The following is a 23017-nucleotide window of genomic DNA, read 5'->3' on the forward strand; positions in this document are numbered from 1 at the left end:
CCGGATCGGGCGGTCGTCAGGAGTGGCCGGGAAGGGCGTGGCGGCGTGGTGGTGGAGATCACGTGGTGGGGGCACGCCACGGTGACCGTGCAGGACTCGGGCGTACGGGTGCTCACCGACCCGCTGTTCGTACGGCGGTTGGCGCACCTGCGCAGGCGGCGCGGCGCGCTGCCCACCCCGCAGGCCGCCCGGGCGGACGTGGTGCTGGTCTCGCACCTGCACGCCGATCATCTGCACGTCGGTTCGCTGGCGCGGCTCGCGCCGGGCACCACCGTGCTGCTGCCGCGCGGCGCGCAGGACGCGGTGCCGGCGCTGCGGCGGGTACGGGACCGGCTGCGGCTGGTCGAGGTCGCCGCGGGGGACGTGGTGGAGTTCGGCGAGCTGGCGGTGCGGGCGGTGCCGGCCGCGCACGACGGGCGGCGGCTGCCGTACGGGCCGCAGCGGGCCGCGCCGCTCGGGTACGTACTGGCGGGCGAGGCGCGGACGTACTTCGCCGGGGACACCGGGCTCTTCGACGGGATGGCCGAGGCGGTCGGGCCGTGCGACATCGCGCTGCTGCCGGTGGGGGGTTGGGGTCCGTTCCTGGGGCCCGGGCACCTCAACGCCGAGCGGGCGGCGCGGGCGCTGGCCGAACTGGCGCCCAAGGCGGCGGTGCCGGTGCACTACGGCACGTACTGGCCGATCGGGATGGAGGCGGTCCGGCCGCACGAGTTCCACACGCCGGGCCGGGAGTTCGAACGGTTCGCCGCCGAACTGGCCCCGGGCGTGGCGGTGCACCGTCCGGCGCACGGGCACAGCGTGCGGGTCACCGACGTGGGCCGGGCCGGAAAGGGGAGCGGCGGGTGATCGGCTTCCTGGCCGCGGCGGCGGCGCACTCCGCCACGCACCCGGCGGCGTCGCAGGGCACCCAGTCGGCGATCGGCTATCCGTCGCTGTTCTTCCTGGTGGTGCTCGGCTCGCTGGTGCCGGTGATACCGACCGGCGCGCTGGTGTCCGGGGCGGCGGTGGTCGCGTTCCACCAGACCGAGCCGGTCGCGCTGGCCTTCGTCTTCGCGGTGGCGTCGGTGGCGGCGTTCATCGGCGACGTGGCGCTGTACTGGCTGGGGCTGCGCGGGGTGCGCTCGCGGAACGGCTCGCGCTGGCTGCACCGGCTCCAGGAGCGTTCGGAACAGGGCACGTTGGAGCGGGCGGAGCGGCAACTGGACCGGCACGGGGCGGCGGTGCTGGTGCTGTCCCGGCTGGTGCCGGCCGGCCGCATCCCGGTGATGGTGGCGTGCCTTCTGGCGGAGATGCCGATGCGGCGCTTCGTACGCGGCGACGTTCCCGCGTGCCTGGCGTGGGCGGCGGCGTACCAGCTCATCGGGATACTCGGCGGGTCGCTCTTCGACAAGCCGTGGCAGGGGGTGGCGCTGGCGGTGGCGCTGACCCTCGTGATCGCGGTGGGGCCCGCGATCAGCGGGCGGGTGCGGAAGGTGCGGCAGGCCCGCGGGGAACGCGGAGCACACGGGGACGGGCCGGAGCAGCCGCGTACGGCGCCGTGACGGCGGGGGGTGCAGGAGTGTTCGGGGAGTGCGGGGTGTTCGGGGGCTCCGGGGTGTTCCGGGCGCCGGTAAGAGGGAGTGGCCGGTAAGGGGTGGTCGCCCAGGTACGCGGTCCTTACCGGGTGCGGTGCGCGCTCACGCCACCAGCACCCGTGACGCGCCGATCGGCAGGTCCCACAGCGCGTCGCGCGGCAACCCCGCGGCCCTCCACGCCGCGCGCAGCCGGATGAGCGGTTCCAGCGGCGGCTCGCCGGAGAGCAGGAACGTCGCCCAGTGCATCGGCGCCATCGCGGCCGCGCCGAGGTCGAGATACGCCTGCACCGCCTCCTCGGGATCGGTGTGCACCGGCCGCAGCATCCAGCGGGGCGTGTACGCGCCGATGGGGAGCAGCGCGAGGTCGATGCCGGGGTGTACCCGGGCGATCTCGGCGAAGTAGGCGCCGTAGCCGGTGTCCCCGGCGAAGTAGACGCGGTGCCCCGCGCTGTCGGTGAGCACCCACCCGCCCCACAGCGTCCGGCAGGTGTCGGTGAGGCTGCGGCGGCTCCAGTGGTGCGCGGGCACGAAGTCGAACCGCACCCCGCGCAGCCACGTGCCCTCCCACCAGTCCAGTTCGGCCACCCGGGTGAAGCCGCGGCGCCGGAACCACTCGCCGAGCCCGGCCGGCACGTAGCAGGGCGTGGTGCGCGGCAGCCGTTTGACCGTGGGCGCGTCGAGGTGGTCGTAGTGGTTGTGGCTGATGACCACCGCGTCGATCGGCGGGAGGGTCCGCCAGGGCACGCCGACCGGGGTGACCCGGCGGGGCGTGCCGGGGATGCGGCGGGACCAGACCGGGTCGGTGAGCACCGTCAGGCCGCCGATCCTGACCACCCAGCTCGCGTGTCCGGCCCAGGTCACGCTCACCGTGCCGGGCCCGGCGGCGGGCAGCGGCTCGGGCGCGACCGGCAGCAGCGGCAGGTCCTTGAGGGTGTGCGCGGGCGGGCGTACCGCGCACTCGCGGACCAGCCGGGCGATGTCGCGCACCCCGGGCATCGGCAGCGGGTCGGAGAGCCGGTCCACGAAGCTGGCCGGCCAGCGCCGGGGCCCGGTGGACGGATCGGGCACGTCGGTGGTGCGGGGCGCGTCGAGCCCGCGGCCGGCGGCGGCGCGGGGACCACCGGGCCGGGCATCCGCCGTGGCTGCGGATTCCGTGGCCTCGGGGTTCGTGGCGGCGGGGTCCGTGGCGGCGGATTCCGTGGCCGCGGGGTCCGTCGCTCCGTCGGCGGCTGCGGGGTCCGTGGCTCCGGGCGCGGCCAGGGAGTGCGCGCGCTGGTCGCTCATCTGGGCTCCCTCGCTCCCCCGCCAGGCCGGAACGTCTCCACGAACGTAAGTCAGACCCCTGTCCCCCGCGATCCGGTGTCGGCCGAACCGCTGACCGCCCCCATGCCGGTCAGCGCCGTGAACGCGGCGGTCAGCGCGGCCAGCCCGGCCGCGACGTGCGGCACCGCGACCGGGTCGGCGGCGCTCAGCGCGGCCTGCCGCTCGGCCTCGGTCGTGCCCAGCAGCGCACCTGTGGCGATCCGCACCCGCGGCTCCTCCGGGTCGTCGCCGAAGCGATGGCCCCCGGGCACGTGACGGCCGAGCACGGCACCGAGCCGCTCCTCGGCCTGCCGCGCCGCGTGCGGTCCGGACGGCCCGGCGGTCGGGTAGAGCTGGAAGCCCGCCTGCGGTGGCCGGCAGGACGCCCCGGCCTCGGTGATCGCCCGGTACGCGGCCGCCGCCGTCCTCGCGTGCACCCGGTTCGCGGCGGCGCTGCGCTCGGCGACCTCCGGCGGCTCGCCCAGCACGTACGCGGTCGCGGCGGCGACGGGCGCGGGCAGCACCGCGCGCAGGGCGGCCAGCACATCGGCGGCGCGCTGCCGCCACGACGTGCCGTGCACGGTGTCGGGAAAGCGGGCCAGCGCGGCCGGCACCCCGGCGGGCACCAGGGTCGCGCCCAGGTCGGTGAGCACCACCGTGTGCTCGGGCAGCATCTCGGCCGGGCTGAGCAGGACCGTCTCACGGTGGTGCAACGTGTCGGAGTACGTCTCGTCGGACACGATCAGCAGGCCCGCCTCCGCTGCGGCCTCGCACGTCTCGTGCAGCAGCTCCGGCGCGGAGACGGTGCCGCTCGGGTCGTCCGCGGCCGACAGCACCAGCAGCCGCGGGTCAGCGCCCTGCGCCCGGGCCCGCCGTACCGTCTCCAGCAGCGCGACCGGATCGGGTACGCCGCCGCCCTCCGCGGGGGTCGGCACCGTATGCACCCTGCGGCCGAGTATCCGCACCACCGGGTGCTGCCACGCCGCGGCCGGGCGGGCCAGCACCGGGTCCCCCTCGCTCGCCGTCAGCACCGCGAGCAGCAGCTGCTCGGCCCCCGGCGCGGCCAGCACATGGGCCGCGCCCCCGGGCAGCGCCCTCCTCGACCAGTACCCGTCCGCGGCCTCCAGCAGCTCCCGCCCGCCCCCGGCCGGCTCGGTCCCGCCCCCCGCACCCGCCATCCGCGCACCCCAGTACCCGGGCACCGGCAACCCCGGGTCGGGCCTCACCTCGAACGCCCACGGCATTGCGCACCTCCAGGTGCGAAGACAGCCCACTAGCCCCCACTTTCCCCCGTTTCCCCACCCCCCGCCCGTCGAGCGGGGGCACGGCTGCCCGGCGGGGGCGCGCCGGCCACGCGGGAACCGTTCTTACGGCCACGCGGGAACCGCACCGTCCTGGCGCGAGGGTGCCCAGGCTTCAGTACGGCTCTCCTTGCACGGCGCCCCGCCCGCACGGCTCGCCATGACCGTTTCGACAGGTGCGTGCGGTGGGAGCGGGGGTAGCTGTGCCCCATGACGTATCCGTGGAAGGAATGGGATCGGGCGCTGTTCACGGCGGTGGCCGGGCGGAACTGGCCGGGCGCGGAGCCCGTGCTGCCGCGGCTGAGCCGGATCGCGAACCACGGGCGGTTGTGGTTCGGGATCGCCGCGGGGATGGCGGCGGTGGGCGGCCCGAACGGCCGCAAGGCCGCACTGCGGGGCGTGGGGTCGCTGGCGCTGGCCTCGTTGACGGTGAACACGCTGGGGAAGGGCGCGGTGCGCAGGGCGCGTCCGCTGCTGGACGCGGTGCCGGTGATCAGGCAGTTGCAGCGGCAGCCGGTCACGACGTCGTTCCCGTCCGGCCACGCCGCCTCCGCCGCCGCGTTCGCCGCGGGGGTGGCCGCGCAGTCGGGCGCGTGGGGCGCGGCGGTGGCGCCGGTCGCGGCGAGCGTGGCGTTCTCCCGGGTCTACACCGGTGTGCACTACCCGAGCGACGTGGTGGTGGGTGCCGCGCTGGGCGCCGGCGCGGCGCTGGCGGTCCGGGCGCTGCTCCCGGTCCAGCGCCGCCCGCAATCGGGCCCGCCGGCGCGGGCACCCCGGCTGCCCGACGGGCGCGGTCTGCACGTGGTGGCGAACACCGCGTCGGGCCCGCCGCCGCTGCTGAGCACGCCGGCCGAGCGGATCGCCGCGGCCCTGCCGGAGGCGGCGGTCGCGGAGTGCACGGAGGACGACGACCTGGGCGAGCTGCTGGAGCGGGCGGCGAGGTCGGCGGCGCGGGAGGGCGGCGCGCTGGGGGTGTGCGGCGGCGACGGCACCGTACGGGAGGCGGCCGCGGTCGCGCTGCGGCACCGTCTGCCGCTCGCGGTCTTCCCCGGTGGCACCCGCAACCACTTCGCCGCGGACCTCGGGTTGCTGTCGGTCGAGCTGACCGCGGCGGCCGTGGCGGCGGGCCAGGCGTCGCGGGTGGACGTGGCCCGCAGTACCGGGGTGGGCGGGGAGACCGGCGGGGCGGCGCCGTTTCTGAACACCTTCAGCATCGGCGCCTACCCGGACCTGGTCCGGGTGCGGGAGCGCTGGTCGCGGCGGGTGGGGAGCTGGCCGGCGAGCGTACTGGCGGCGGTGCACGTGCTGCGCACCTGCGAGCCGGTCGACGTGGTGGTGAACGGGCGGCCGCGCTCGGTGTGGCTGCTCTTCGCGGGAAACTGCCGCTATTCCAGCTGGGGGCCGGCGCCGGTGCGGCGGCGTGACCTGGCCGACGGGCTGCTGGACGTGCGGATGGTGGACGGCGGGCCGTTCGCCAGGACCCGGATGCTGGGCGCCGCCCTGACCGGGGCGCTCACCTCGTCGCCGGTCTACACCACGGCGGCCGTGCCGAGGCTGCGGGTGCGGGTACCGGGCGCGGGGGTGCACCTCGCGTGCGACGGGGAGGTGGCGGCCGCTCCCGGCGAGATGCTGCTCGACAAGGCGCCGGGCGGCCTGGTCGTGTACCGGGCCTGAGCCCGGCGGCCCGGCGGCCCGACAGCCAGGCGGCTCAGCGGCTCGGCGCGACCGACGCGGACGCGCCCCGCACGTAACCGGACGGACGGACGTACGGCACACGTACGTACGCGCAAGTACGGCACCCGCACGTTGCGGCCCCGGCGGATCTCCGCCGGGGCCGCATGGGGAACGTGCCGCGCGACCGTGCCGCGTGGCCGGGTGGACGGGGTGGTCAGTTGCCGCCGACCAGCCCGGCCAGTGCCCGCACCCCCTCGCCGGAGATGCTCAGCGCGTCCTCGTTGCCGGTGTCGATGGACAGGATCAGGTCGTCCGACGGCCAGGCTCCGCTGAGCACCGCGAGCTGGACCAGCCGGTAGCGGCGGGTGGCGGGCAGCGCCTCGGCCATCCGCGTCTCCGAGGTGAACACGGGGACGAGCTGGCGGCCGTCCTCCTGCTCGTAGACCGGGAGCTGGATCTCGCGCGGCGGCTCGGCGGCGGTCGGGTCGGGCTCCTGCGGGCGCTCCTCGGCGCCGGGCACCGGCAGCAGCACCTCGCTCACGGCGAGGGTGCTCAGCGCGATCACGTTCTCGCTGCCGTGGGAGATCTCGTGGAGGGCACGCTGGGCAGGGGGCAGGGCACCGTTGGGATTGATGTCGGTCATCGTCGTGGTTTCCTCTCGCCGCGTCTGCGCTCGGTGTCTGCAAGTGGCTGAACCCGGCGCGTACCCAGCGAGTGCCGGAGCATGCCGCCCGTTTTCCGGAATCGCTCCCGGGCGGCCGCCCGGCTCACTCGTACTCGGTGCCTCCCTTGCGGGTCAGGTACGCGTCACCGACCACCTTGGCGATGGCCCGGCCGCCGACGGCGGGGCTGTACTTCCCGTCGGCGGTGCGGATCACCACGCCCTCGCGGATGTGCAGCTCGCGGCCGGAGACCGTCTCGTCGCCCGCGGCGAGGGCGAGCACCCGGTCCAGGTCGAACGGGCCGTGGAACAGCCTTGGTACGAGCGGCAGTTCGCCGTCGAGGAGGTCGGCGGGGTCGAACCAGCGCAGTTGCCCGGCGATGTCCGCGCACACGTCGAACGCGGCGAACCCGGGCAGCCCGGTGCCCGCGTTTGTGCCGTAGTCGAGGTCCTGCACGCCCTTGCCGTAGACCTCGCCGAAGATCCCGACCCGGTCCGCGCCCAGCCGCTCGGCGAGCGCGGCGGCCACGGCGGGCAGGCCGTAGCCGTGCACCGCGCGCCAGTAGAGGTTGCCGTCGGACTCCTTCAGCGCGAGCTGCCTGGCGCCCAGCCCCTTGGACGTGACGTCGACGGTGCCGGAACCGGCGTGGTAAGTGAGGCAGCAGGCGGTTCCGTGCAGCTTCTCGGTGACGGTGACCTGGTCACCGGGCGCGAAGATGTCCGGGTAGCGCTTGAGGTTCTCGATGTCGATCCACGGCAGCAGGTCGGGCGCGGCATCCACGTCGCCGCTCATCGAGATCGGCACCGGGGGCACCCACTTGACGATCTGGAGCAGTTCGCTGAAGTCCGCGTCGTCGGCGGCGGCCCGCTCCAGGTCGACACCGTCGAGCGCGCTCGGCCGGCAGACGATGCCCTGGGAGAGCTCGCCGCGCAGCCGTACCGCCCGCACCCGGTCCTTCCGCGACCCGGCCAGCCGTCCGGTCAGGCCGAGTTCGGCGATCAGCGGCTCGGGCAGCACGGACTGCTCGGGTATGTAGACCGCGAACTCCCCGGTGCGGTAAGCCCCTTTGGCCACCACCGCGCGATAGAGCCCGACCTGCGCCAACTCCAGCGCGTCCGCGTTCGGGTGGTCGAGGATCGTGAGCCGCTCGGCGGTGACGCGCAGCGTGGACATGGTGGTGCCCCCCTTGGTGTTCGTGTGTCCGCGGCGCCTTCCCGGCCCGCGCCCCCACTGTGCGACGTGCCCGGGCGACAGGCCAACGGTTTTAGGGACCAACAGCTTTAGGGGCCAACGGATTTGGGGGCAACGAATCTGGGGCAACGGATTCAGGCGGACCGGGGTGCCGGCCCGGCCCCGCTCCCGCCCGGCGCGGCGAGGTCCTTGGTCAGGAAGACGCGGCTGGTGCCCGGCGGGTCGCAGGGGACCTCCCCCAGCAGTTGCCACCCCTGCTTCCGGTAGAAGTCCGGGGCCTGGAAACTGACCGTGTGGAGCACGGCGGAGCGGCAGCCGCGGGCGCGGGCCTGCCTGGACCGGACCGAGCACCGTTCCCACCTGGCGGGCGCGGTGGGTGCCGCCCTGTGCGACCACGCGCTCACCGCCGGATGGGTCACGCGGGTCGGCACGTCCCGCGCGCTCGCCGTGACCGCCACCGGCCGCCGGGCGTGGCAGGAGCACCTGGGCGTGTCGACGGACGGCCTGTGAGCGGGGGCTCGGCCACGGCGGGATCGGCGCGGGCCCCCGGACGCCGGGGCAGGGCCGGGGGGCCGGTCCGGGGCAGGTCCGTGACGGGTCCGCCGGGCTTCGGCGGGGCGTGCGGAAGTTGTCATCGGGGCGGCGGCCGACGAGGGTTCGACCATGCGATACATCATCATCGGCGCGGGCGCGGTGGGCGGCGCCATCGGCGGACGGCTCTTCGACAGCGGCCACGAGGTCGTGCTCGTGGCCCGCGGGACGCATCTGGACGCGCTGCGCGAGCACGGGCTGCGGCTCCAACTTGCGGACCGGGAAAAGCAGTTGAGGATTCCGGCGGTCGAGGGTCCGGCGGAGCTGACGGCGCGGGACGACGACGTGCTCGTGCTCGGCGTGAAGACCCAGGACACCCCCGCCGTCCTGGACACGTGGGGTGCGTACGGCTACGGCACCGGCACGGGCGACCGCGCGGGCACCGGGCCCGCGGTGGTGTGCGCGCAGAACGGCGTGGAGAACGAGCGTCTGGCGCTGCGCCGGTTCGCCGACGTGTACGGGATGTGCGTATGGCTGCCGGCGTCCTTCCTCGAACCGGGCGTGGTGAGCGCGCTGGGCGCCCCGCTGACCGGGATGCTCCACCTGGGCCGCTACCCGTCGGGGTCGGACCCGACCGTGCGGGCGATCGCCGCCGATCTGACGGCCGCGGGCTTCGCCGCACCGGTCACCGAGGACGTGATGGCCTGGAAGTACGCCAAGTTGCTGGGGAACCTGGCGAACGCCGCGGACGCGGTGCTCGGCCCCGACGAGGACGCGCGGCGCGAACTGGCCGCGCGGGCAAGGGCCGAGGGCGTGGCGGCGCTGGACGCGGCCGGCATCCCGTACATCGGCGCCGAGCAGCAGTCGCGGATGCGCGGGGACCGGGTGGAGTCCCCGCAGGCGAAGCACAGTTCGACCTGGCAGAGCCTGGCGCGCGGCACCGGGTCGATCGAGTCGGACTACCTCAACGGCGAAATCGTGCTGCTCGGCCGCCGGTTCGGGGTGCCGACGCCGGCCAACGAGGCGCTGCGGCACGCCGCGAACCGCGCGGCCCGCGAGCGCCGCGCCCCCGGCGAGCTGACGGCCGAGGAGCGCGCGGAGCTGCTGGGCGCGGGCAACTGACCCGCGCCCAGCCGCACTTCACCACCTCACCGGTCTCACCGCCTCACCGCTTCACTTGTGGGCCGACGGCGGCTCCTGCGGGCGCATCCGGAAGTCGTACGCGGCGGGCAGCGGGTGCTCGCGGCGGGCCCGGGCGCGCGCGTCGTCCGACGTGCCGTCGTACGGCTTCGCGTCGCCCCCGGTCTCGGCGCCGTCGGTGAGCAGGGCCTCGGCGACGGCGTACCAGGTGTCGCTGAGCGCTTCGTCGCCCTCGGCCAGGTCGTCGACGACCACCCCCTCGTCGAGCAGCGCGCGGGCCCTGACCGGGTCGCCCTGGGCGAGCGCGGTACGGGCCCGCAGCAGCCTCGCGCGCCCGCCGTCGAGGGGTGAGGTGCCCCCGCCGGGGTCGGGCACGGGGCGGTCGAGGATGCGCGCGGCGGCGTCGGCTCGACCGGCGGCGAGCAGCGCGGGGACGGCCTCCAGGGCGTAGGCGCGCAGCGCGGTGCGGGCGGACTGCCGTGGGGATTCGGCGGGTTGGGGGTCCACCTGGGCGGCTGGCGAGGCTGCGGACGGGCCCGAGGACGGGTCCGCGGACAGGTCTGCGGACGGGTCCGCCGGGGCGGCGGGGGCATCGGCCGGGGTGCCGGCGAGCGCCTCGATCAAGGTGTCCGCGAGCGCCTCGTACCCGGCGATGTACCGCTCCGCGGCCCGTTCGGTGCGCTCGGCGGCGGCGTCGGCGACGGCCAGCGCGCGCAGCACCCACGGCGAGGAGTGGGCGGCGAGCGAGCGCTCCCAACTGCGCACCGCCTGGGCCCGGTCGCCGGCCGCCCACTGCGCGACGCCGAGGTGGTAGTCGCGGTACCACTCGTTGCCGGGGTAGGTGTCGGCGGCTTCCAGCAGTTCGCGCCATTCGGGCGAGACCAGGGTGGGCCCGGGCGCGGAGGCGGGGGTGGGGCGGGGGAACACGCCTGCCAGCAGCAGTTCGAGCCAGGGCTTCTGGGCGGCGCCGAGGGTCGCGGGCGGGAAGGGGGTGCCCGGCAGCGGGTAGCGGCCGCGCTCGACTTCCAGCGCGCCCCAGCCGGAGCCGGCGGCGAGCACGTCCGCGGGCTCGGGGTCGGCGTCGGCCCGGGTGAGCCAGGCGGTGCGGGCCGCGTCGAGGGCAGCCCGGGGCAGCGCCGCTTCCAGGCTCGCCGCGGCCTCCGCGCGGGCCGCGGCCCAGTCGGCGCCGTGCACCAGTGCGGGGTCGGCGTCGAGCGGGCCGTACGCCTCCAGCCAGCACAGCTCCGACTCGGCGGCCATCGGCAGGTGTTCGAGCTGGGTACGGGCCAGGCCGGCCTGGATCTCCAGGTAGCCGCCGGTGCCGGGCTCGGTGAGCCACTCCTGCCAGCGCCGCCCGCCGCGACCGCGGCCCCAGCGGAACAGCTTGCGGCCGCGCAGCCCGTCGGTGGAGGTCTGCACCAGGCCGCGGCCCTGCCCGTCGAGCGCGGCGATCCAGCGGCGGTCGTCGCCCTGGATGTCGAAGAAGTGGTCGGCGGCGTGCTCGAACCGGGTCGGGTAGGTGACGTCGGCGTCGGATTGCGCGTCCGGGCCGCCGGGGCCGTCCGGGATGCGCGGCACCGCGACACGGGTGAGGGTGCGGTGGTAGTCGAACTGCCAGGCGGCGTCCGCGGGTACCAGCACCCGGGTGTCGGCGGTCTCGGGGACGGCGGTGTTGGACCACCAGTACACGGGCACCGTCCGGTCGTGCGGGTTGCGGACCCGGACCCCGACGTACAGGAAGTCGGAGCCGGCCGGCAGCCACAGGTCGACCTGGAACGGCAGGTCGCGCAGCCGCTCCCACTCCCACAGCCGCAGCATCTCCCCGCCGTCGGGCGCGGTGAGCCGGGCGGCGTGCAGCGGCGCGCAGGTGTGGGCGGCGTGGCCGGTGGCGCCGAGGTTCCACTCGACGCCGCCGGAGAACCAGGCGCCGGCCAGCGCGAAGTCCGCGGGCTGGAACACCGGGTTGCGGTAGAGCAGTTCGCGGCCGGTGGGCTTGTGCAGCAGCGAGTAGAGCCGGCCGCCGAGGCCGGGCAGCACGGTGGCGCGCAGCCGGTCGTTCTCGATGACGACGGCGTCGAGTTCGGCGGGCGCGCGGTCCCGCCCGTAGCCGTCGAGTACGCGGACCGGCAGCACCGTGCGCAGCGGGGCGTAGCCGATCTGCCGGGCCATGTCCGGGGGCAGGCCCTTGCGCTCGTGCGGGTCCAGGCGGTGCTGCTCCAGGCGCTCGTGGAGCGCGGGCAGCGGGTTCTCCGGGCCCAGCGGCGCGGCGGGGATGCGCACGGTGGCGCGCCGCACGGTCGTCGCGGTCGTATCGGTCGTCGCGGTCCTGGCCAAGGCCACCTCATCCGGCACGGGCGGCCGCCTTCCGCACGGCGGCCGTGTGATCACCATGGAACATGCTTCGCGGCCCGCTGAACAGAGCCCGCACCGTACAGGGTTGGGCAAAACTGATGGAAACCAGGTAAAACGTCCCGTCCGCCCGGTCCGCCGACCCGTTGCGCCACCGCTGTCGGCGCCCGCTGCTAGAACGGTGCCCATGACGTCATTCCGCACCCCGCCCGCCGGGGCGTTTCCGGCCCTGCGCTTCCCCGACTGGCTGGAACTGGTGGAGGACCGGTCCGCCGCGCTGCGCAAGGCGGCCGGGACCGCTGACGGGCAGGCCCGGGTGCCGGGTTGCCCGGACTGGACGGTGCGCGATCTGGTGGCGCACCTCGGGCAGGTGCAGCGCTTCTGGGCGGCCGCCGTCGCCGCCGGGCCGGCCTCCCGGCCGCCCGACCCGGACGCGGTGGGAGACGCGGCGCCTTCCGGTGAGACGCCTTCCGGTGAGCTGACGGCATGGTCGGCCCGCTCGACCGCGCTGCTGCTGGACGCGCTGCGGGCGGCCGGCCCGGACCTGGAGTGCTGGACGTGGTGGTCGACGTCCGGCAGCCCGGCGACGGCGGGCGCCGTCGCCCGCCACCAGGTGCAGGAGGCGGCGGTGCACGCCCGCGACGCGCAGGACGCGGTGGGCGCCCCCGAACCGCTGCCGCCGGCGCTGGCGGTGGACGCGCTCGACGAGTTCCTGCACATCGGCTTCGGCAGCATGGACGGCTGGCCGCACGCCCCCGCCCGGGTCGCCCTGGTCTGCGAGGAGGGCCCGGCCTGGACGCTGATCCTCGACGCGACCGGCGCGTCCGCGATACGCGTCGCCCCAGGCGGCGGCCCCGCCCCGGGCGCCTCGCTCACCGGCCCCGCCGAGGAGTTGCTGCTGGCGCTCTACCGGCGGGTTCCGTACGACGGCGGCACCCTGCGGGTGAGCGGCGACGCGGAGCTGGTCCGGCAATTGGTGGTCTGGTCGCCGCTGGATTGAGCACGTACCGTCCTGACTGAGGAGTGATGCTCATGTCAGGACGAGCGTTGCGAGTGGGCGGAGCCATGGGCGGAGCGCTCATGTTGCTCTCCGGCTGCTCCTTCGGCACACACTCGCATGTGACCGCGACCGCTTCGCCCACCGCGGCGTCCGCACCCCCACCCGTCGGCAGCATCGAGCATCCCCGGCCGGTGGAGTGCGTCGACGGCCTCGTCCAGCGCGACGGCTCCCCGCCAGCCCCGCGCCGCACCACCAACCCGGCCGGCTCACCGACCGGCACCCCCAAGGCACCGTCCTCCTCGTCGACCGGCCACCTCAGCACCGGCAGCAGCCCGTCGGCGGCGCCCGCCGGCTCCGATGTCACCGTCGGCCCGCTGACCTGGCAGGGCCTGGGCGGTCTGGCCGGCGGCGACCAGACCGACCGCGGCCGGCAGAACTCCGGCGGCTGGCACTACCGCATCGACACCGTGGTCCGCCCCGACTCCACCGTCACCGTCACGGTCGGCGCCGAGCAGCGCGCCCGCGCCGGGCTGGAGTTCGGCGGCGAGTACGGCTCCGCGCCCGCGCCCGCGGTCGCCTTCCACTCCTGCCCGGGCAGCCCCACCTCCTTTCGTGGCTCCTTCTTCGTCGCCGGCGACGGCCGCGCCTGCGTCCCGCTGGACGTCAAGGTCGGTGACGCCCCGGCGCGGCACGTGGTGATCTCCTTCTTCAGCGGACGCTGCCCTGCGTAGGGTGGTGGCATGACCGAGTCCAGCCCCGACCCCGCTTCCGCTTCCGGACCCACCGGCGAGCCCGCGCATGACCCGGAGGTCCTCCAACTCGCCTCGCAGGTCTTCGATCTGGCCCGGCACGGCGACACCGACAAGCTCGCCGCGTACGTCGACGCGGGGGTGCCCGCCAACCTGACGAACGACCGCGGCGACAGCCTCGTCATGCTCGCCGCCTACCACGGCCACCCCTCGGCGGTGCACGCCCTCATCCAGCGCGGCGCCGACGTGGACCGAATCAACGACCGCGGCCAGACCCCGCTCGCCGGCGCGGTGTTCAAGGGCGAGCAGGAGGTGATCACGGCCCTGGTGGAAGCCGGCGCCGATCCGGCCGCGGGCACCCCGTCCGCGATCGACACCGCCCGCGTGTTCGGCAGGACCGAACTGCTGGCGCTCTTCGGCGCGGAGTGACCGCCCCGGCCCCGCGCCCCTGACTCCTCCGGGCTGCCCCCGCCCGGCTGAGGGGCCACCCTGCCGACGGGTGGCCGCTCGCGCCGTTCGCCCGCGGGGGTTCGCCAGGGGGCTCCACGCGCCCCGGATTCGTGCGGGTCCTTCCGAGGAAGGCGCGCCCTTCCTCCTCCCGTTGCCCGCCCGGGCGGTCGCTCAGCCGATCGCCTCGGCCCGCTCGGCCAGCCGCGCCATGCCCTGCCCGGTGAGCGAGCCGTACAGCCGCAACCGGGAGATGCCGCCGTCCGGGAAGATCTCGATCCGGGCATGCGTGGCCGGGGCGGCTTCGTCGACGAGGAAGCGGTGGGCGGTGTCCGGGTGCAGCCGCACCCGGTCGAGCAGCGGCACCCACTCCCCGTCCTCGCCGTTCCGTATGGACAAGGTGGCCCAGCCTGCCGCATTGCCCTTGAGATAGGCGGTGTCGATCTCGATCGCCCGGACGGTGCCCTGTTCGACCAGCCGGTACTCGATCCAGTCGTGTCCCTGGTCCCGACGGCGTCGGGTCTCCCAGCCGTCGTCCATCTTCCGGGAGCGGCCCGGCAGGATGGTGTGCTCGGGGGGCGAGTAGAAGCGGTCGGAGGCGTCCTGCACGGTGCCACCGTTCTCCAGCGCGACCAGGTCGATGGTGCCGAGCGCGGCCAGCCAGGCGGGGTCGGGCGCCACCTGTCCGTACACCCGCAGGCGCGCGACCCCGCCGTCAGGGTGCTGGCGCAGCCGCAGATGGGAGAAGCGCCGCTCGACGCGGATCGCGAAGGCGTTCTCCGCGTGGCCGCCGACCGGGGTGCGGGGTACCAGCTCGGTCCACTCGACCGACGGGTCCGCCACATCCTCGGGCCCGGCGGACGGGGAGAGCGCGGCGGCCTCCACCGAGACGGACTGCGGGTAGTTGCCGCGGAAGTGCGCGGTGTCCACCACGATGCCGCGGACCACGCCGGGCACCGCGAGCCGCACCACCGCCCAGTCGTGGTCCGCCGGCTCCGGATGCGGGGTCTGCGCCGAGCGGCCGCGGCGGCGCCGGGTCTCCCAGCCGTCCATCACCTTGCCCTTGTGCCCGAACCGCTCGGGGTCGAAGACCGCGGGCCCGGGAAGCAGCAAATTCTCCCGCTCGGCGAAGAACTCGTCATTGGCCGCTATCACCCCCGCGCCGAGCCGGCGGTCGGTCAGATCCGCCAGCCCGGTGAAGGGCAACTCCGCCCGGCGGTAGTCCGCGAACGGATTCCCCCCTCCATACGGCAGCGCGTCCCCGGTGAAATCGGTCAGTGCGGTGAAGGCCGCTTCCTGCTCCATGCCCGCTGTCCCCCTCGTCTCCGCGGCCCGCGCCGCATCCATGTCCGCCGCCGAGGCCACTGTCACTGCTTCTGCTCCAGCCGTCCCTCTTCGTCCCTCGCTCCTTTTCATGCCCCCACCCTCCCCCCTCCGACACTTCAGGTCCATCGATAGTTTTTGAACATTCCTTTCAGTTCAACTTCACGAATGGGTCCAACTCAGCGGCGTGCCGCAGCGCCCCCATCACCCGCCGCACCAGCGCCCCTTCCTCCGTGCCCGCGCGGACCGCCGCCACGATCCGGCGCACCGGCCGGTCCGCGTCCAGCGGCCGGACCGCGACCAGGCGCCGCCAGCCGCCCACGGTCGCCATCTGCGGCACCAGCGCGATCCCCATACCCGCCGCCACCAGCGAGAAGATGGCCGGCCAGTCCGCAGCGGCATGCGCCTGCTCCGGTACGAACCCCGCGTCGGCGCAGGCCGCGAGCGTGATGGTGCGCCACGGCCCGCGGCTGCCGAAGATCCACGGCTCCTCGGCGAGCGCGGCCAGCCGCAGTCCCGGCGCGGTGGCCAGCGGGTGGCCGATCGGCAGGGCGATGTCCAGCGGGTCGGTGAGCAGCGGGAACACCGCGAACCGCGGGTCCCGGGCGGTGGGCGCGTCGACCGCGAGGGAGACCGCGACGTCCACCTCGCCCGCGGCCAGCTCCTCGAAGACCGCCGCGGCCTCGATCTCCCGCACCGACACCGTGATCGCGGGCGCGGACTGGCGCAGCAGCTCCGCGGCAGGCACGACGAGCCGGCTGATCGCGGTGGCGATGGTGCCCACCTTGACCAGGCCCGCGTCACCGCGGGCGTACCCCTCCAGCTCGGCGCCCGCCCGCTCCAACTGGGCGAAGACCACCTCGGTGTGGCGCAGCAGGACCTGCGCCGCACCGGTCAGCCGCACCCCGCGGCCGCGGGCCTCGACGACCGGCGTCCCTATCTGTTTCGAGAGCGTGGCCAGTTGCTGCGACACCGCCGACGGCGTCATCCGCAGCGCGGCCGCCGCGGCGGTGACGGTACCCGCGTCGTGCAGGGCGCGAAGGATCTGGAGCTTCTTGAGGTCCCACTCTTTCATACGGCCAGACTAAACAGTCAGCTCATGATTGTGCGGGTGGATTGATGGGTACGACAAGTGACGACACCGGTCACGACACCGCTGCCGTGCTCCCCGTCCCGCGCGTTCTGCGGTGTTCCTGCGGGCTGACCCCGCGCACGCGCTTGAACGCCGCGCTGAGGGCGAACGGACTGCCGTACCCGACCTTGCGCGCCACCGCGGCGATGGTGGCGTCCGGTTCGCGCAGCAGGTCGGCGGCGAGGGCGAGCCGCCAGCTCGTCAGGTAGGCCATCGGCGGTTCGCCGACGAGTTCGGTGAAGCGGCGGCCGAGCGCCGCACGCGACACACCGGTCTCGGCGGCCAATGCGGCGACGGTCCAGCCCTGCGCGGGCCGTTCGTGCAGCAGCCGCAGCGCCGGGCCGACCACCGGGTCGCCCTGCGCGGCGTACCACCCCGGCGCGCCCGCCTCCGGGCGGGCGAACCACGCGCGCAGCACCGCGATGAGCAGCAGGTCCAGCAGGCGGTCGAGGACCACCTCCTGCCCCGGCTCGTCGCGCACCACCTCCGCGGACAGCAGCTCGGGCAGCGGGCTGTGCCAGGCGTCCGCCGGCAGCACCAGCACCTGCGGCAGCGCGGCCAGCAGCCGCCGGCTGACCTCGCCGTCCATCTGGTAGGTCCCGCTGATCAGCACCCCCGCGCCCGGTGTGTCCTCGGCAGTGTCGCCCCACGTGCGCACCCCGAGGTCCATCTCCTCGCACAGCTCGTCGCCGTCCGGGGTCTGCGAGACCTGGCCGGGCCGGATCACGATCTGCGGCGGCGTCGCCGGGTCGCCCGCGACGGTGTACGGCTCCGGGCCGCGCACCACCGCGATGTCCCCGGGCCCGATCCGCACCGGCGGCTCCCGGTCGGGCACCACCCACGCGTCCCCGTCGACCGGGTAGAGCAGCGTCAGCGGGGCGCGGTCGGCGATCCGGATCGCCCACGGTGGGGCCAGCACCGAGCGCAGCAGGAACGCACCGCGCGCCCGCGGCCCGTCGAGGAGGTCGGTCAGCGCGTCCATGTCGGCCTCAGACGCACGTCAGGGCGCGGATACCGAAGGTGCCCGTACGAACGGTGCGCGCACGAACAGCGCGCGTACGGAAGCTGCCCGCACGGACGGTGGGCGTACGGACCGCGCGCGTACGGGAGATGTGCGTACGGCTGCATACGTCCCAGCGTAGGCGGTGGACGCGCGCGTATGCGGGTGAGTTTCCCGGCCATGGCCGGGACCGGCCCGGGGCGGCTGTACTCGAAGGCATGACGACGACCTCCACCTCGCAGTGGCCCGCGGCGCCCGCCCCCGCCGCATCACCCGTCCCCGCCAAGGGAGTTGCCATGTCCGCCGATCTCCGCAGCCTGGTGCTGCTCGCCGCCACGCTCACCACCGGGTTGATGGCCGGCCTGTACTTCGCGTTCTCGTGCGCGGTGATGCCCGGCCTCGGCCGCTCGTCGGACCGCACCTTCGTGGAGTCCATGCAGCGCATCAACGTGGCGATCCTGAACGGCTGGTTCAGCCTGGCGTTCGGCGGCGCCCTGGTGCTCGGCGGCCTCGCGATCGCGCTGCACCGGCGCGGCGCGGCCAGTGCCGCCCTGCCGTGGATCATCGCGGGCGTCGCGCTCTACGCACTGTCGCTGCTGATCACGATGGGCCTGAACGTGCCGCTGAACGACCGGCTGGCGAACGCCGGCGACCCGGGCAAGATCCATGACCTCGCGGCCGTGCGGGAACGGTTCGAGTCCACCTGGGTGCACTGGAACGTCGCCCGCACCCTCGCCTGTACGGCGTCGCTGGGCTGCCTGGCCTGGGCGATGCGGGTCGCGGCCCGGGCGAGCGGCCAGGCGTGAGCGGCCAGGCGTGAGGACCGGAAGGTACGCCGAGAACCCGACCCGGCGGCGCCCGCCGGGTCACCCCGCCGCGTTCGCCGCCTCGGCCGGGTGCGCCACCTCGGCCGCGTTCGCCGCCTCGGCCGGGTGCGCCGCGCCCGCCACCCGCGCCGCGATCCTCCGCGCCACGTCCGCCGGCGGCGTCCCCGCCGTGTCGACGACCTCGCCCGCCTCCCGCAGCCACGACAGGGCCGCCTCGTACGCGGAGACGTGGTCGAGCCGCCACTGCCGGGCCGGCGCCCCTTCGGTGTCCTGCTCGATCCGCCGGACCAGCTCCTCGGGATCGGCGTGCAGCACGAAGTGGTGGACGGGCACGCCGGCTTCGGCCAGCCCACCGGACAGCTCGGTCCAGTACGCCTCGACCAGCACCGACTGCGGGACGACCAGGGTGCCCCCGACGTAGTCGAGCAGTTGGACGGCGGTCTGCACCACCAGCGACCGCCACGGCGGGTGCTCCTGGAAGTCCCGCACCGGCTTGTCGGTCAGGAACGGCCGGAGCATGTAGCCGACGTACTCCGAGTCGAAGATCCGAGCTCCGGGCAGCATCTCGGTGAGCAGCCGCGACGTGGTCGTCTTCCCCGCGCCGAAGGTGCCGTTGAGCCATACGATCATGGCCCCGAGCCTAGTGCCGGCCGGGCACGTCCACCGGTTCGCGCCGCACCCGGCCAACCCCGCCGCCCGGCGGCCCGCGCCTCCCCCGCCCCACCCGCCGCGGTCACGGAGCATGTTGGGTACGATCGGCGGCGCCGCGACTGGCGAGGGTGGGCCACCACCGGGAAGCGGCACGCACACCTTCGGACGCGTCGACCGCCTGGGCGCCTCGGATCAGCGCACGCGACCGAGGAGGACCCGGATGGAACTGCGGTACGGACTCAACCCCCAGCAGCAACCGGCACATGCCGTATCCGTGGCGCCGGGGCCGGGCCCGCTGCGGGTGCTCAACGGCGAACCGTCGTACATCAACCTGCTGGACGCGCTGGCCGGTTGGCAGCTCGTACGGGAGGCGGCGGGCGCGCTCGGGCGGCCCGCGGCGGCGTCGTTCAAGCACGTGTCGCCCGCGGGCGCGGCAGTGGCCGGCCCGGTGGACGCGGACACCGCCGCACGCTACGGCCTCGGGGCGACCGCGCCCGGTCCGCTGGCCGGTGCGTATCTGCGGGCCCGGGACGCCGATCCGCGGTCGTCCTACGGTGACCTGGCCGCCGTGTCGCACCCGGTGGACGGGGAACTCGCCGAGCTGCTGGGCGGGTTGGTCTGCGACGGGATCGTGGCACCCGGTTACGCGCCCGGCGTGCTCGCCACGCTGAGCCGCAAACGGCGCGGCCGCTTCCTGGTGTTGGAGGCCGACCCCGGGTACGTGCCGCCGGCCGCCGACAGCCGCGAGGAGTACGGGCTGCGGCTGAGCCAGGCACGCGACGACGTGCCGATCTGCGCCGGCCTGCTGACCGACGTGGTGTGCGGCGAGCTGCCGCGAGCAGCCGCCGACGACCTGCTGCTCGGCCTGGCCGTGGTCCGCCACACCCAGTCCAACTCGGTCTGCTACGTGCGGGACGGGGTGACGCTCGGCATCGGCGCGGGCCAGCAGTCCCGGCTGGACTGCACCCGCCTGGCGGGCCGCAAGACGCACACCTGGTGGATGCGCCGCCACCCCGCCGTACGCGCCATGGAGTTCAGGCCCGAGGTACGCCGACAGGACCGGGTGAACTGGCAGGTGCGGTGCGCCGAGGGCGACTTGACGCCGTACGAGGCCGAGGCGCTGCGCGGGGTGCTGGCCGGGCCGCCGCCGAGCGCGGTGCTGCTGCCGGACGGCGGTGAGCGGCAGGCGTGGCGGGAACGGCTGACGGGGGTGGCGTTCGCCTCGGACGGCGCGCTGCCCTTCGCGGACAACGTGGAGCACGCGGCACGCTACGGGGTGCGGTGGATCGCCGAACCCGGCGGGTCGATCCGCTCGGACAAGGTCGTCGAGGCGTGCGAGCGGCAGGGAATGACCCTGGTGCGGACCGGACTACGGCTCTTCCGGCACTGATCAGCCCGGGCGGGAGCGGAGTCGGCGACCGGGTCACGGGCCGAAGGCGCCGTGCCGTCCCTCGCCCGCGGTGAACCGGGCGGCGCCCGCGGCCATCTCGGTGAGCGAGACCTGGCCGTGGGCGAACTCGGCGGCCAGCGCCTCGGGTTCGGGCCGGCCCTCCTGCTCCAGCAGGGACAGCCGGTCCTCGCGCAGGCAGGTCTGCGGGAACGCGGCTATCTGCGCGGCCAGTTGCTCGGCCGCGGCGCGGGCGGTGCCGGTCTCGACCAGCCGGTCGGCCAGGCCGATGGCGTGTGCCTCGGCCGCGTCGACGGGACGCCCGGTGAGGACCAGGTCCATCGCCCGCCCGGCGCCGATCAACCGGGGCAGCCGTACGGTCCCGCCGTCGATCAGCGGCACTCCCCAGCGGCGGCAGAACACCCCGAACACGGCGTCCCGTTCGACCACCCGCAGGTCGCACCACAGGGCCAACTCCAGCCCGCCCGCGACCGCGTGGCCTGCGACGGCGGCGATCACCGGCTTGCCCAGCCGCATCCGGGTAGGGCCCATCGGGCCGTCGCCGTCGGGCGCGAGCCGGTTGCCGCGCTCGGTGCCGACCGCCTTGAGGTCGGCGCCCGCGCAGAACGTGCCGCCCTCGCCCCACAGCACCGCGACGGCGGCGTCCGGGTCGGCGTCGAACGCACGGAACGCGTCCGCGAGCGCCTGCGCGGTGTCCCGATCGACGGCGTTGCGCGCGTGCGGCCGGGACAGCACCACGGTGGTGACCGGACCGGAGCGCTCGGTGCGAACGGCCGGCCCTGGCGGCACGGGTGGCACGGGCCCTACGGGTGGTACGGGCGGCAAGGGCACGGCGCGGACTCCTCGTCTACGAGTGCGGGCTCGTTCGGCTGCGCGCGCTCGGCCGTCCCGCCCAGCCGTAACGGACAGTTGCGCGCGGACAGTTGTGTTCGGCTCAGTTGTGCTCGGCTCAGTTGTGCTCGGCTCAGTTGTGCTCGGACAGCAGCACGGCGACCGTGCCGGGTTCGAGCGCGCGGAAGACGTGTGGCACGTCTCCGGGATAGCTGATGTAGTCGCCGGGGTACAGCTCGACCGGGTCGTCGGTGATGCCGACCATGGCGCGGCCGGTGCTGAGCACCACGTGCTCGATCAGTCCGGGCATGTGCGGCTCGGACTCGCGGTCGCTGCCGGGCTGCGCGGAGACGACGTAGATGTCCCGGCGGGCGTGCGGCGGGCAGGACGCCAGGAGCGTGGCGACGTACGAGGAGTGCTCGGCGGTGAAGGTGGGGCCCTCGCCGGCGCGGATCACCTCGACCCGGGGGCGCGGCGGGTCGACCAGCTGGGCGAAGGGCACGTCGAGAGCCACGCTGAGCGCCCACAGCGTTTCCACGCTCGGGTTGCCGGTGGCGGATTCGAGCTGGGAGAGGGTGGACTTGGCGATGCCCGCACGGCGCGCGGCCTCGGCGAGGGAGAGCCCTGCGCGCCGCCGCTCCTGTTGCAGCGAGGCGGCGATGGCGGCGATCGGGGGGCCGCCGCGTGGTCTGTCCTCCGTCGGCATACCGGATGACTCCAGATTCGTTCGATGGAAAAGTCATGTCGTTCGGCTTGACGAACGGCAATCTACTATGTTCATTCTATACGGTGATCCGTTCGATTTGGCGAACCCCCGAGAAGGACCTGGCGGACCTGCTCCGCGACATCGCCCTGGTCTGCGTGGCCGACGCGCTCGTCGGAGTGTCCTTCGGCGCGATCGCGGTCGGGCTCGGCCTACCGCTGTGGCTGCCGATGCTGATGTCGGTGGTGGTGTTCGCGGGCGCCGCGCAGTTCCTCTTCATCGGGATCGTGGGGGCCGGCGGCAATCCGGTGGCCGCGCTCGCGGCGGGCCTGCTGGTCAACGTGCGGCACGTGCCGTTCGGTTTCGCGGTCGGGGACGTGCTCACCGGCACCGGATGGCTGCGCCGGATCGCGGGCAGCCATGTGATGGTCGACGAGACGGTGGCGTTCACGCTCGCCCAGCGCACGCCGGCCCGGCGCCGTACGGCGTACTGGCTGTGCGGGGCCGGGCTGTTCACGGCCTGGAACCTCGGGGTGGTGGCCGGCGCGTTCGGCGGCCGGGCGGTCGGCGACACCGACGCCTTCGGGCTCGACGCGGCGTTCCCCGCGGTGCTGCTCGCCCTGCTGCTCCCCTCCCTCGACCGGGCCGGCAACCGGCGGGCGGCCCTGGCCGGGGTGGCGGTCGCGCTCGTCACGACACCCTTCCTGCCCGCCGGGCTGCCGGTACTGCTCGCGCTCGCCGGCGTCGCGGCCGGGCTGCCGTACGACGCGAAGCCCGCTCCCGCGGCGGCGACCGAGGAGAAAGCGGCCGAGGAGAAGCCGGCCGAGAGGCAGCCGAACGAGGACCAGCCGAACGAGCAGAAGGCGAGCCGATGAACACCGGGCTCCTGATCGCCACGGCGGTCCTGGGCGCGGGCACCTTCGCGTTCCGCTTCGCCGGACCGGTGCTGCGCTCCCGGATCACCCTCTCGGCCCGGGTCGAGCAGTTCATGGCCACCGCCGTGGTCGTCCTGCTGGCCGCGCTCGTGGCCACGTCCGCGCTGACCGAGGGCCACGGTTTCTCCGGTACGGCGCGCACCGCCGGAGTGGCCGTCGGCGGGCTCTTCGCCTGGCGCCGCGCCCCGTTCGCGGTGGTGGTCCTGGCCGCGGCGGTCACGGCCGCGGTCCTGCGCCTGCTCGGCGCGAGTTGAGCACAGCCGAGCCGAACACGGCACGAGACGACC

The 23017-nt window shown here is 75.1% G+C and carries 24 protein-coding genes and 1 riboswitch; of the genes, 12 read left to right on the top strand and 12 right to left on the bottom strand.

Going from position 1 to position 23017, the window contains the following annotated elements; genetic code table 11:
• The first annotated feature begins 45 nt into the window (after nt 1–45).
• Nucleotides 46–846: an MBL fold metallo-hydrolase gene (locus tag AB0399_RS06350; RefSeq protein WP_329363423.1), complete on the top strand. Its 801-nt coding sequence runs from the start codon at nt 46–48 to the stop codon at nt 844–846.
• A complete protein-coding gene (locus AB0399_RS06355) occupies nt 846–1541 on the top strand; it encodes a DedA family protein (RefSeq protein WP_329373770.1) in 696 nt (231 codons plus the stop codon). Before AB0399_RS06350 ends, AB0399_RS06355 begins: the two co-directional genes overlap by 1 nt.
• Nucleotides 1542–1676: 135 nt before the next feature.
• On the opposite strand, the gene AB0399_RS06360 is transcribed toward AB0399_RS06355, so the two are convergent.
• Nucleotides 1677–2858, bottom strand: a complete 1182-nt coding sequence (locus AB0399_RS06360) for an MBL fold metallo-hydrolase (RefSeq protein ID WP_366410428.1) — start codon at nt 2856–2858, stop codon at nt 1677–1679.
• A gap of 50 nt (nt 2859–2908) precedes the next feature.
• Complete coding sequence (locus AB0399_RS06365; RefSeq protein ID WP_366410429.1) at nt 2909–4120, bottom strand: aminotransferase class I/II-fold pyridoxal phosphate-dependent enzyme; 1212 nt, start codon at nt 4118–4120, stop codon at nt 2909–2911.
• Nucleotides 4121–4387: 267 nt separating this feature from the next.
• Here AB0399_RS06365 and AB0399_RS06370 point away from each other — a divergent pair, with 267 nt between their 5' ends.
• A complete protein-coding gene (locus tag AB0399_RS06370) occupies nt 4388–5851 on the top strand; it encodes a phosphatase PAP2 family protein (RefSeq protein WP_366410430.1) in 1464 nt (487 codons plus the stop codon).
• A gap of 214 nt (nt 5852–6065) precedes the next feature.
• Here AB0399_RS06370 and AB0399_RS06375 read toward each other — a convergent pair whose 3' ends face one another.
• From AB0399_RS06375 to AB0399_RS06385, 3 genes are all read right to left on the bottom strand, one after another.
• Nucleotides 6066–6494 (bottom strand): SseB family protein, encoded by a 429-nt coding sequence (locus AB0399_RS06375; RefSeq protein WP_329363431.1) that lies wholly within the window; start codon nt 6492–6494, stop codon nt 6066–6068.
• 124 nt (nt 6495–6618) lie between these two features.
• Nucleotides 6619–7686 carry an RNA ligase (ATP) gene (locus tag AB0399_RS06380; RefSeq protein WP_366410431.1) on the bottom strand — a complete coding sequence of 356 codons (1068 nt, stop codon included), beginning with the start codon at nt 7684–7686 and terminating at the stop codon, nt 6619–6621.
• Between the two features lie 152 nt (nt 7687–7838).
• Nucleotides 7839–8006, bottom strand: a complete 168-nt coding sequence (locus tag AB0399_RS06385; RefSeq protein ID WP_366410432.1) for a hypothetical protein — start codon at nt 8004–8006, stop codon at nt 7839–7841.
• Here AB0399_RS06385 and AB0399_RS06390 point away from each other — a divergent pair.
• The gene (locus AB0399_RS06390) at nt 7996–8214 is read left to right on the top strand and encodes a hypothetical protein (RefSeq protein WP_366410433.1); all 219 of its coding nucleotides are present in this window, start codon (nt 7996–7998) and stop codon (nt 8212–8214) included. The two genes, AB0399_RS06385 and AB0399_RS06390, sit on opposite strands and share 11 nt — an antisense overlap.
• A 153-nt stretch (nt 8215–8367) precedes the next feature.
• On the top strand, nt 8368–9357 hold the full coding sequence (locus tag AB0399_RS06395; protein ID WP_366410434.1) for a 2-dehydropantoate 2-reductase N-terminal domain-containing protein: 990 nt from the start codon (nt 8368–8370) through the stop codon (nt 9355–9357).
• Nucleotides 9358–9408: 51 nt separating this feature from the next.
• Here AB0399_RS06395 and AB0399_RS06400 read toward each other — a convergent pair whose 3' ends face one another.
• Complete coding sequence (locus AB0399_RS06400) at nt 9409–11727, bottom strand: DUF5107 domain-containing protein (RefSeq protein WP_366410435.1); 2319 nt, start codon at nt 11725–11727, stop codon at nt 9409–9411.
• A gap of 184 nt (nt 11728–11911) precedes the next feature.
• Between AB0399_RS06400 and AB0399_RS06405 the strand changes: the two genes are divergently transcribed.
• The 3 genes from AB0399_RS06405 to AB0399_RS06415 all read left to right on the top strand — a co-directional run bounded on the left by AB0399_RS06405 (nt 11912) and on the right by AB0399_RS06415 (nt 13902).
• The gene (locus AB0399_RS06405; protein ID WP_366410436.1) at nt 11912–12724 is read left to right on the top strand and encodes a maleylpyruvate isomerase family mycothiol-dependent enzyme; all 813 of its coding nucleotides are present in this window, start codon (nt 11912–11914) and stop codon (nt 12722–12724) included.
• A 119-nt stretch (nt 12725–12843) separates the two neighbouring features.
• Nucleotides 12844–13455, top strand: a complete 612-nt coding sequence (locus AB0399_RS06410; protein WP_329363439.1) for a hypothetical protein — start codon at nt 12844–12846, stop codon at nt 13453–13455.
• Nucleotides 13456–13464: 9 nt separating this feature from the next.
• Nucleotides 13465–13902 carry an ankyrin repeat domain-containing protein gene (locus tag AB0399_RS06415; RefSeq protein ID WP_329363441.1) on the top strand — a complete coding sequence of 146 codons (438 nt, stop codon included), beginning with the start codon at nt 13465–13467 and terminating at the stop codon, nt 13900–13902.
• 192 nt (nt 13903–14094) lie between these two features.
• On the opposite strand, the gene alc is transcribed toward AB0399_RS06415, so the two are convergent.
• From alc to AB0399_RS06430, 3 genes are all read right to left on the bottom strand, one after another.
• Complete coding sequence (alc, locus tag AB0399_RS06420; protein WP_366410437.1) at nt 14095–15225, bottom strand: allantoicase; 1131 nt, start codon at nt 15223–15225, stop codon at nt 14095–14097.
• Nucleotides 15226–15394: 169 nt separating this feature from the next.
• Nucleotides 15395–16318: a LysR substrate-binding domain-containing protein gene (locus AB0399_RS06425; protein WP_366410438.1), complete on the bottom strand. Its 924-nt coding sequence runs from the start codon at nt 16316–16318 to the stop codon at nt 15395–15397.
• Between the two features lie 70 nt (nt 16319–16388).
• Nucleotides 16389–17357, bottom strand: a complete 969-nt coding sequence (locus AB0399_RS06430; protein WP_366410439.1) for an AraC family transcriptional regulator — start codon at nt 17355–17357, stop codon at nt 16389–16391.
• Between the two features lie 314 nt (nt 17358–17671).
• Here AB0399_RS06430 and AB0399_RS06435 point away from each other — a divergent pair, with 314 nt between their 5' ends.
• A complete protein-coding gene (locus AB0399_RS06435) occupies nt 17672–18181 on the top strand; it encodes an anthrone oxygenase family protein (protein ID WP_366410440.1) in 510 nt (169 codons plus the stop codon).
• 60 nt (nt 18182–18241) lie between these two features.
• Here the strand turns inward: AB0399_RS06435 and AB0399_RS06440 are convergent, their stop codons facing one another.
• Nucleotides 18242–18832: an AAA family ATPase gene (locus AB0399_RS06440; RefSeq protein WP_366410441.1), complete on the bottom strand. Its 591-nt coding sequence runs from the start codon at nt 18830–18832 to the stop codon at nt 18242–18244.
• 126 nt (nt 18833–18958) lie between these two features.
• Nucleotides 18959–19044: riboswitch (ZMP/ZTP riboswitch) on the top strand.
• A gap of 29 nt (nt 19045–19073) precedes the next feature.
• On the opposite strand from AB0399_RS06440, the gene AB0399_RS06445 reads away from it, so the two are divergent.
• Nucleotides 19074–20243 (top strand): phosphoribosylaminoimidazolecarboxamide formyltransferase, encoded by a 1170-nt coding sequence (locus AB0399_RS06445; protein ID WP_366410442.1) that lies wholly within the window; start codon nt 19074–19076, stop codon nt 20241–20243.
• Between the two features lie 33 nt (nt 20244–20276).
• On the opposite strand, the gene AB0399_RS06450 is transcribed toward AB0399_RS06445, so the two are convergent.
• Nucleotides 20277–21050, bottom strand: coding sequence for a crotonase/enoyl-CoA hydratase family protein (locus AB0399_RS06450; RefSeq protein ID WP_328471078.1), 774 nt, complete (start codon nt 21048–21050; stop codon nt 20277–20279).
• A 175-nt stretch (nt 21051–21225) separates the two neighbouring features.
• Nucleotides 21226–21798, bottom strand: coding sequence for an XRE family transcriptional regulator (locus tag AB0399_RS06455; protein WP_328471076.1), 573 nt, complete (start codon nt 21796–21798; stop codon nt 21226–21228).
• Nucleotides 21799–21884: 86 nt separating this feature from the next.
• Between AB0399_RS06455 and AB0399_RS06460 the strand changes: the two genes are divergently transcribed.
• Nucleotides 21885–22670, top strand: coding sequence for an AzlC family ABC transporter permease (locus AB0399_RS06460; RefSeq protein ID WP_366410474.1), 786 nt, complete (start codon nt 21885–21887; stop codon nt 22668–22670).
• Entirely contained in the window at nt 22667–22984 is a 318-nt protein-coding gene (locus AB0399_RS06465; RefSeq protein WP_328471074.1) for an AzlD domain-containing protein, read from the top strand. The genes AB0399_RS06460 and AB0399_RS06465 overlap by 4 nt, the downstream gene beginning before the upstream one ends.
• Nucleotides 22985–23017 lie beyond the last annotated feature (33 nt).

Source organism: Streptomyces sp. NPDC088194 (genome assembly GCF_040702025.1).
Lineage (GTDB): Bacteria > Actinomycetota > Actinomycetes > Streptomycetales > Streptomycetaceae > Actinacidiphila.

Bases quoted from the DNA above. Each gene is read 5' to 3' on its own strand.
- AB0399_RS06360 (WP_366410428.1), bottom strand. From the start codon at position 2,858: ATGAGCGACCAGCGCGCGCACTCCCTGGCCGCGCCCGGAGCCACGGAC.
- AB0399_RS06365 (WP_366410429.1), bottom strand. From the start codon at position 4,120: ATGCCGTGGGCGTTCGAGGTGAGGCCCGACCCGGGGTTGCCGGTGCCC.
- AB0399_RS06370 (WP_366410430.1), top strand. From the start codon at position 4,388: ATGACGTATCCGTGGAAGGAATGGGATCGGGCGCTGTTCACGGCGGTG.
- AB0399_RS06375 (WP_329363431.1), bottom strand. From the start codon at position 6,494: ATGACCGACATCAATCCCAACGGTGCCCTGCCCCCTGCCCAGCGTGCC.
- AB0399_RS06380 (WP_366410431.1), bottom strand. From the start codon at position 7,686: ATGTCCACGCTGCGCGTCACCGCCGAGCGGCTCACGATCCTCGACCAC.
- AB0399_RS06395 (WP_366410434.1), top strand. From the start codon at position 8,368: ATGCGATACATCATCATCGGCGCGGGCGCGGTGGGCGGCGCCATCGGC.
- AB0399_RS06405 (WP_366410436.1), top strand. From the start codon at position 11,912: ATGACGTCATTCCGCACCCCGCCCGCCGGGGCGTTTCCGGCCCTGCGC.
- AB0399_RS06415 (WP_329363441.1), top strand. From the start codon at position 13,465: ATGACCGAGTCCAGCCCCGACCCCGCTTCCGCTTCCGGACCCACCGGC.
- alc (WP_366410437.1), bottom strand. From the start codon at position 15,225: ATGGAGCAGGAAGCGGCCTTCACCGCACTGACCGATTTCACCGGGGAC.
- AB0399_RS06425 (WP_366410438.1), bottom strand. From the start codon at position 16,318: ATGAAAGAGTGGGACCTCAAGAAGCTCCAGATCCTTCGCGCCCTGCAC.
- AB0399_RS06430 (WP_366410439.1), bottom strand. From the start codon at position 17,357: ATGGACGCGCTGACCGACCTCCTCGACGGGCCGCGGGCGCGCGGTGCG.
- AB0399_RS06435 (WP_366410440.1), top strand. From the start codon at position 17,672: ATGTCCGCCGATCTCCGCAGCCTGGTGCTGCTCGCCGCCACGCTCACC.
- AB0399_RS06440 (WP_366410441.1), bottom strand. From the start codon at position 18,832: ATGATCGTATGGCTCAACGGCACCTTCGGCGCGGGGAAGACGACCACG.
- AB0399_RS06445 (WP_366410442.1), top strand. From the start codon at position 19,074: ATGGAACTGCGGTACGGACTCAACCCCCAGCAGCAACCGGCACATGCC.
- AB0399_RS06455 (WP_328471076.1), bottom strand. From the start codon at position 21,798: ATGCCGACGGAGGACAGACCACGCGGCGGCCCCCCGATCGCCGCCATC.
- AB0399_RS06465 (WP_328471074.1), top strand. From the start codon at position 22,667: ATGAACACCGGGCTCCTGATCGCCACGGCGGTCCTGGGCGCGGGCACC.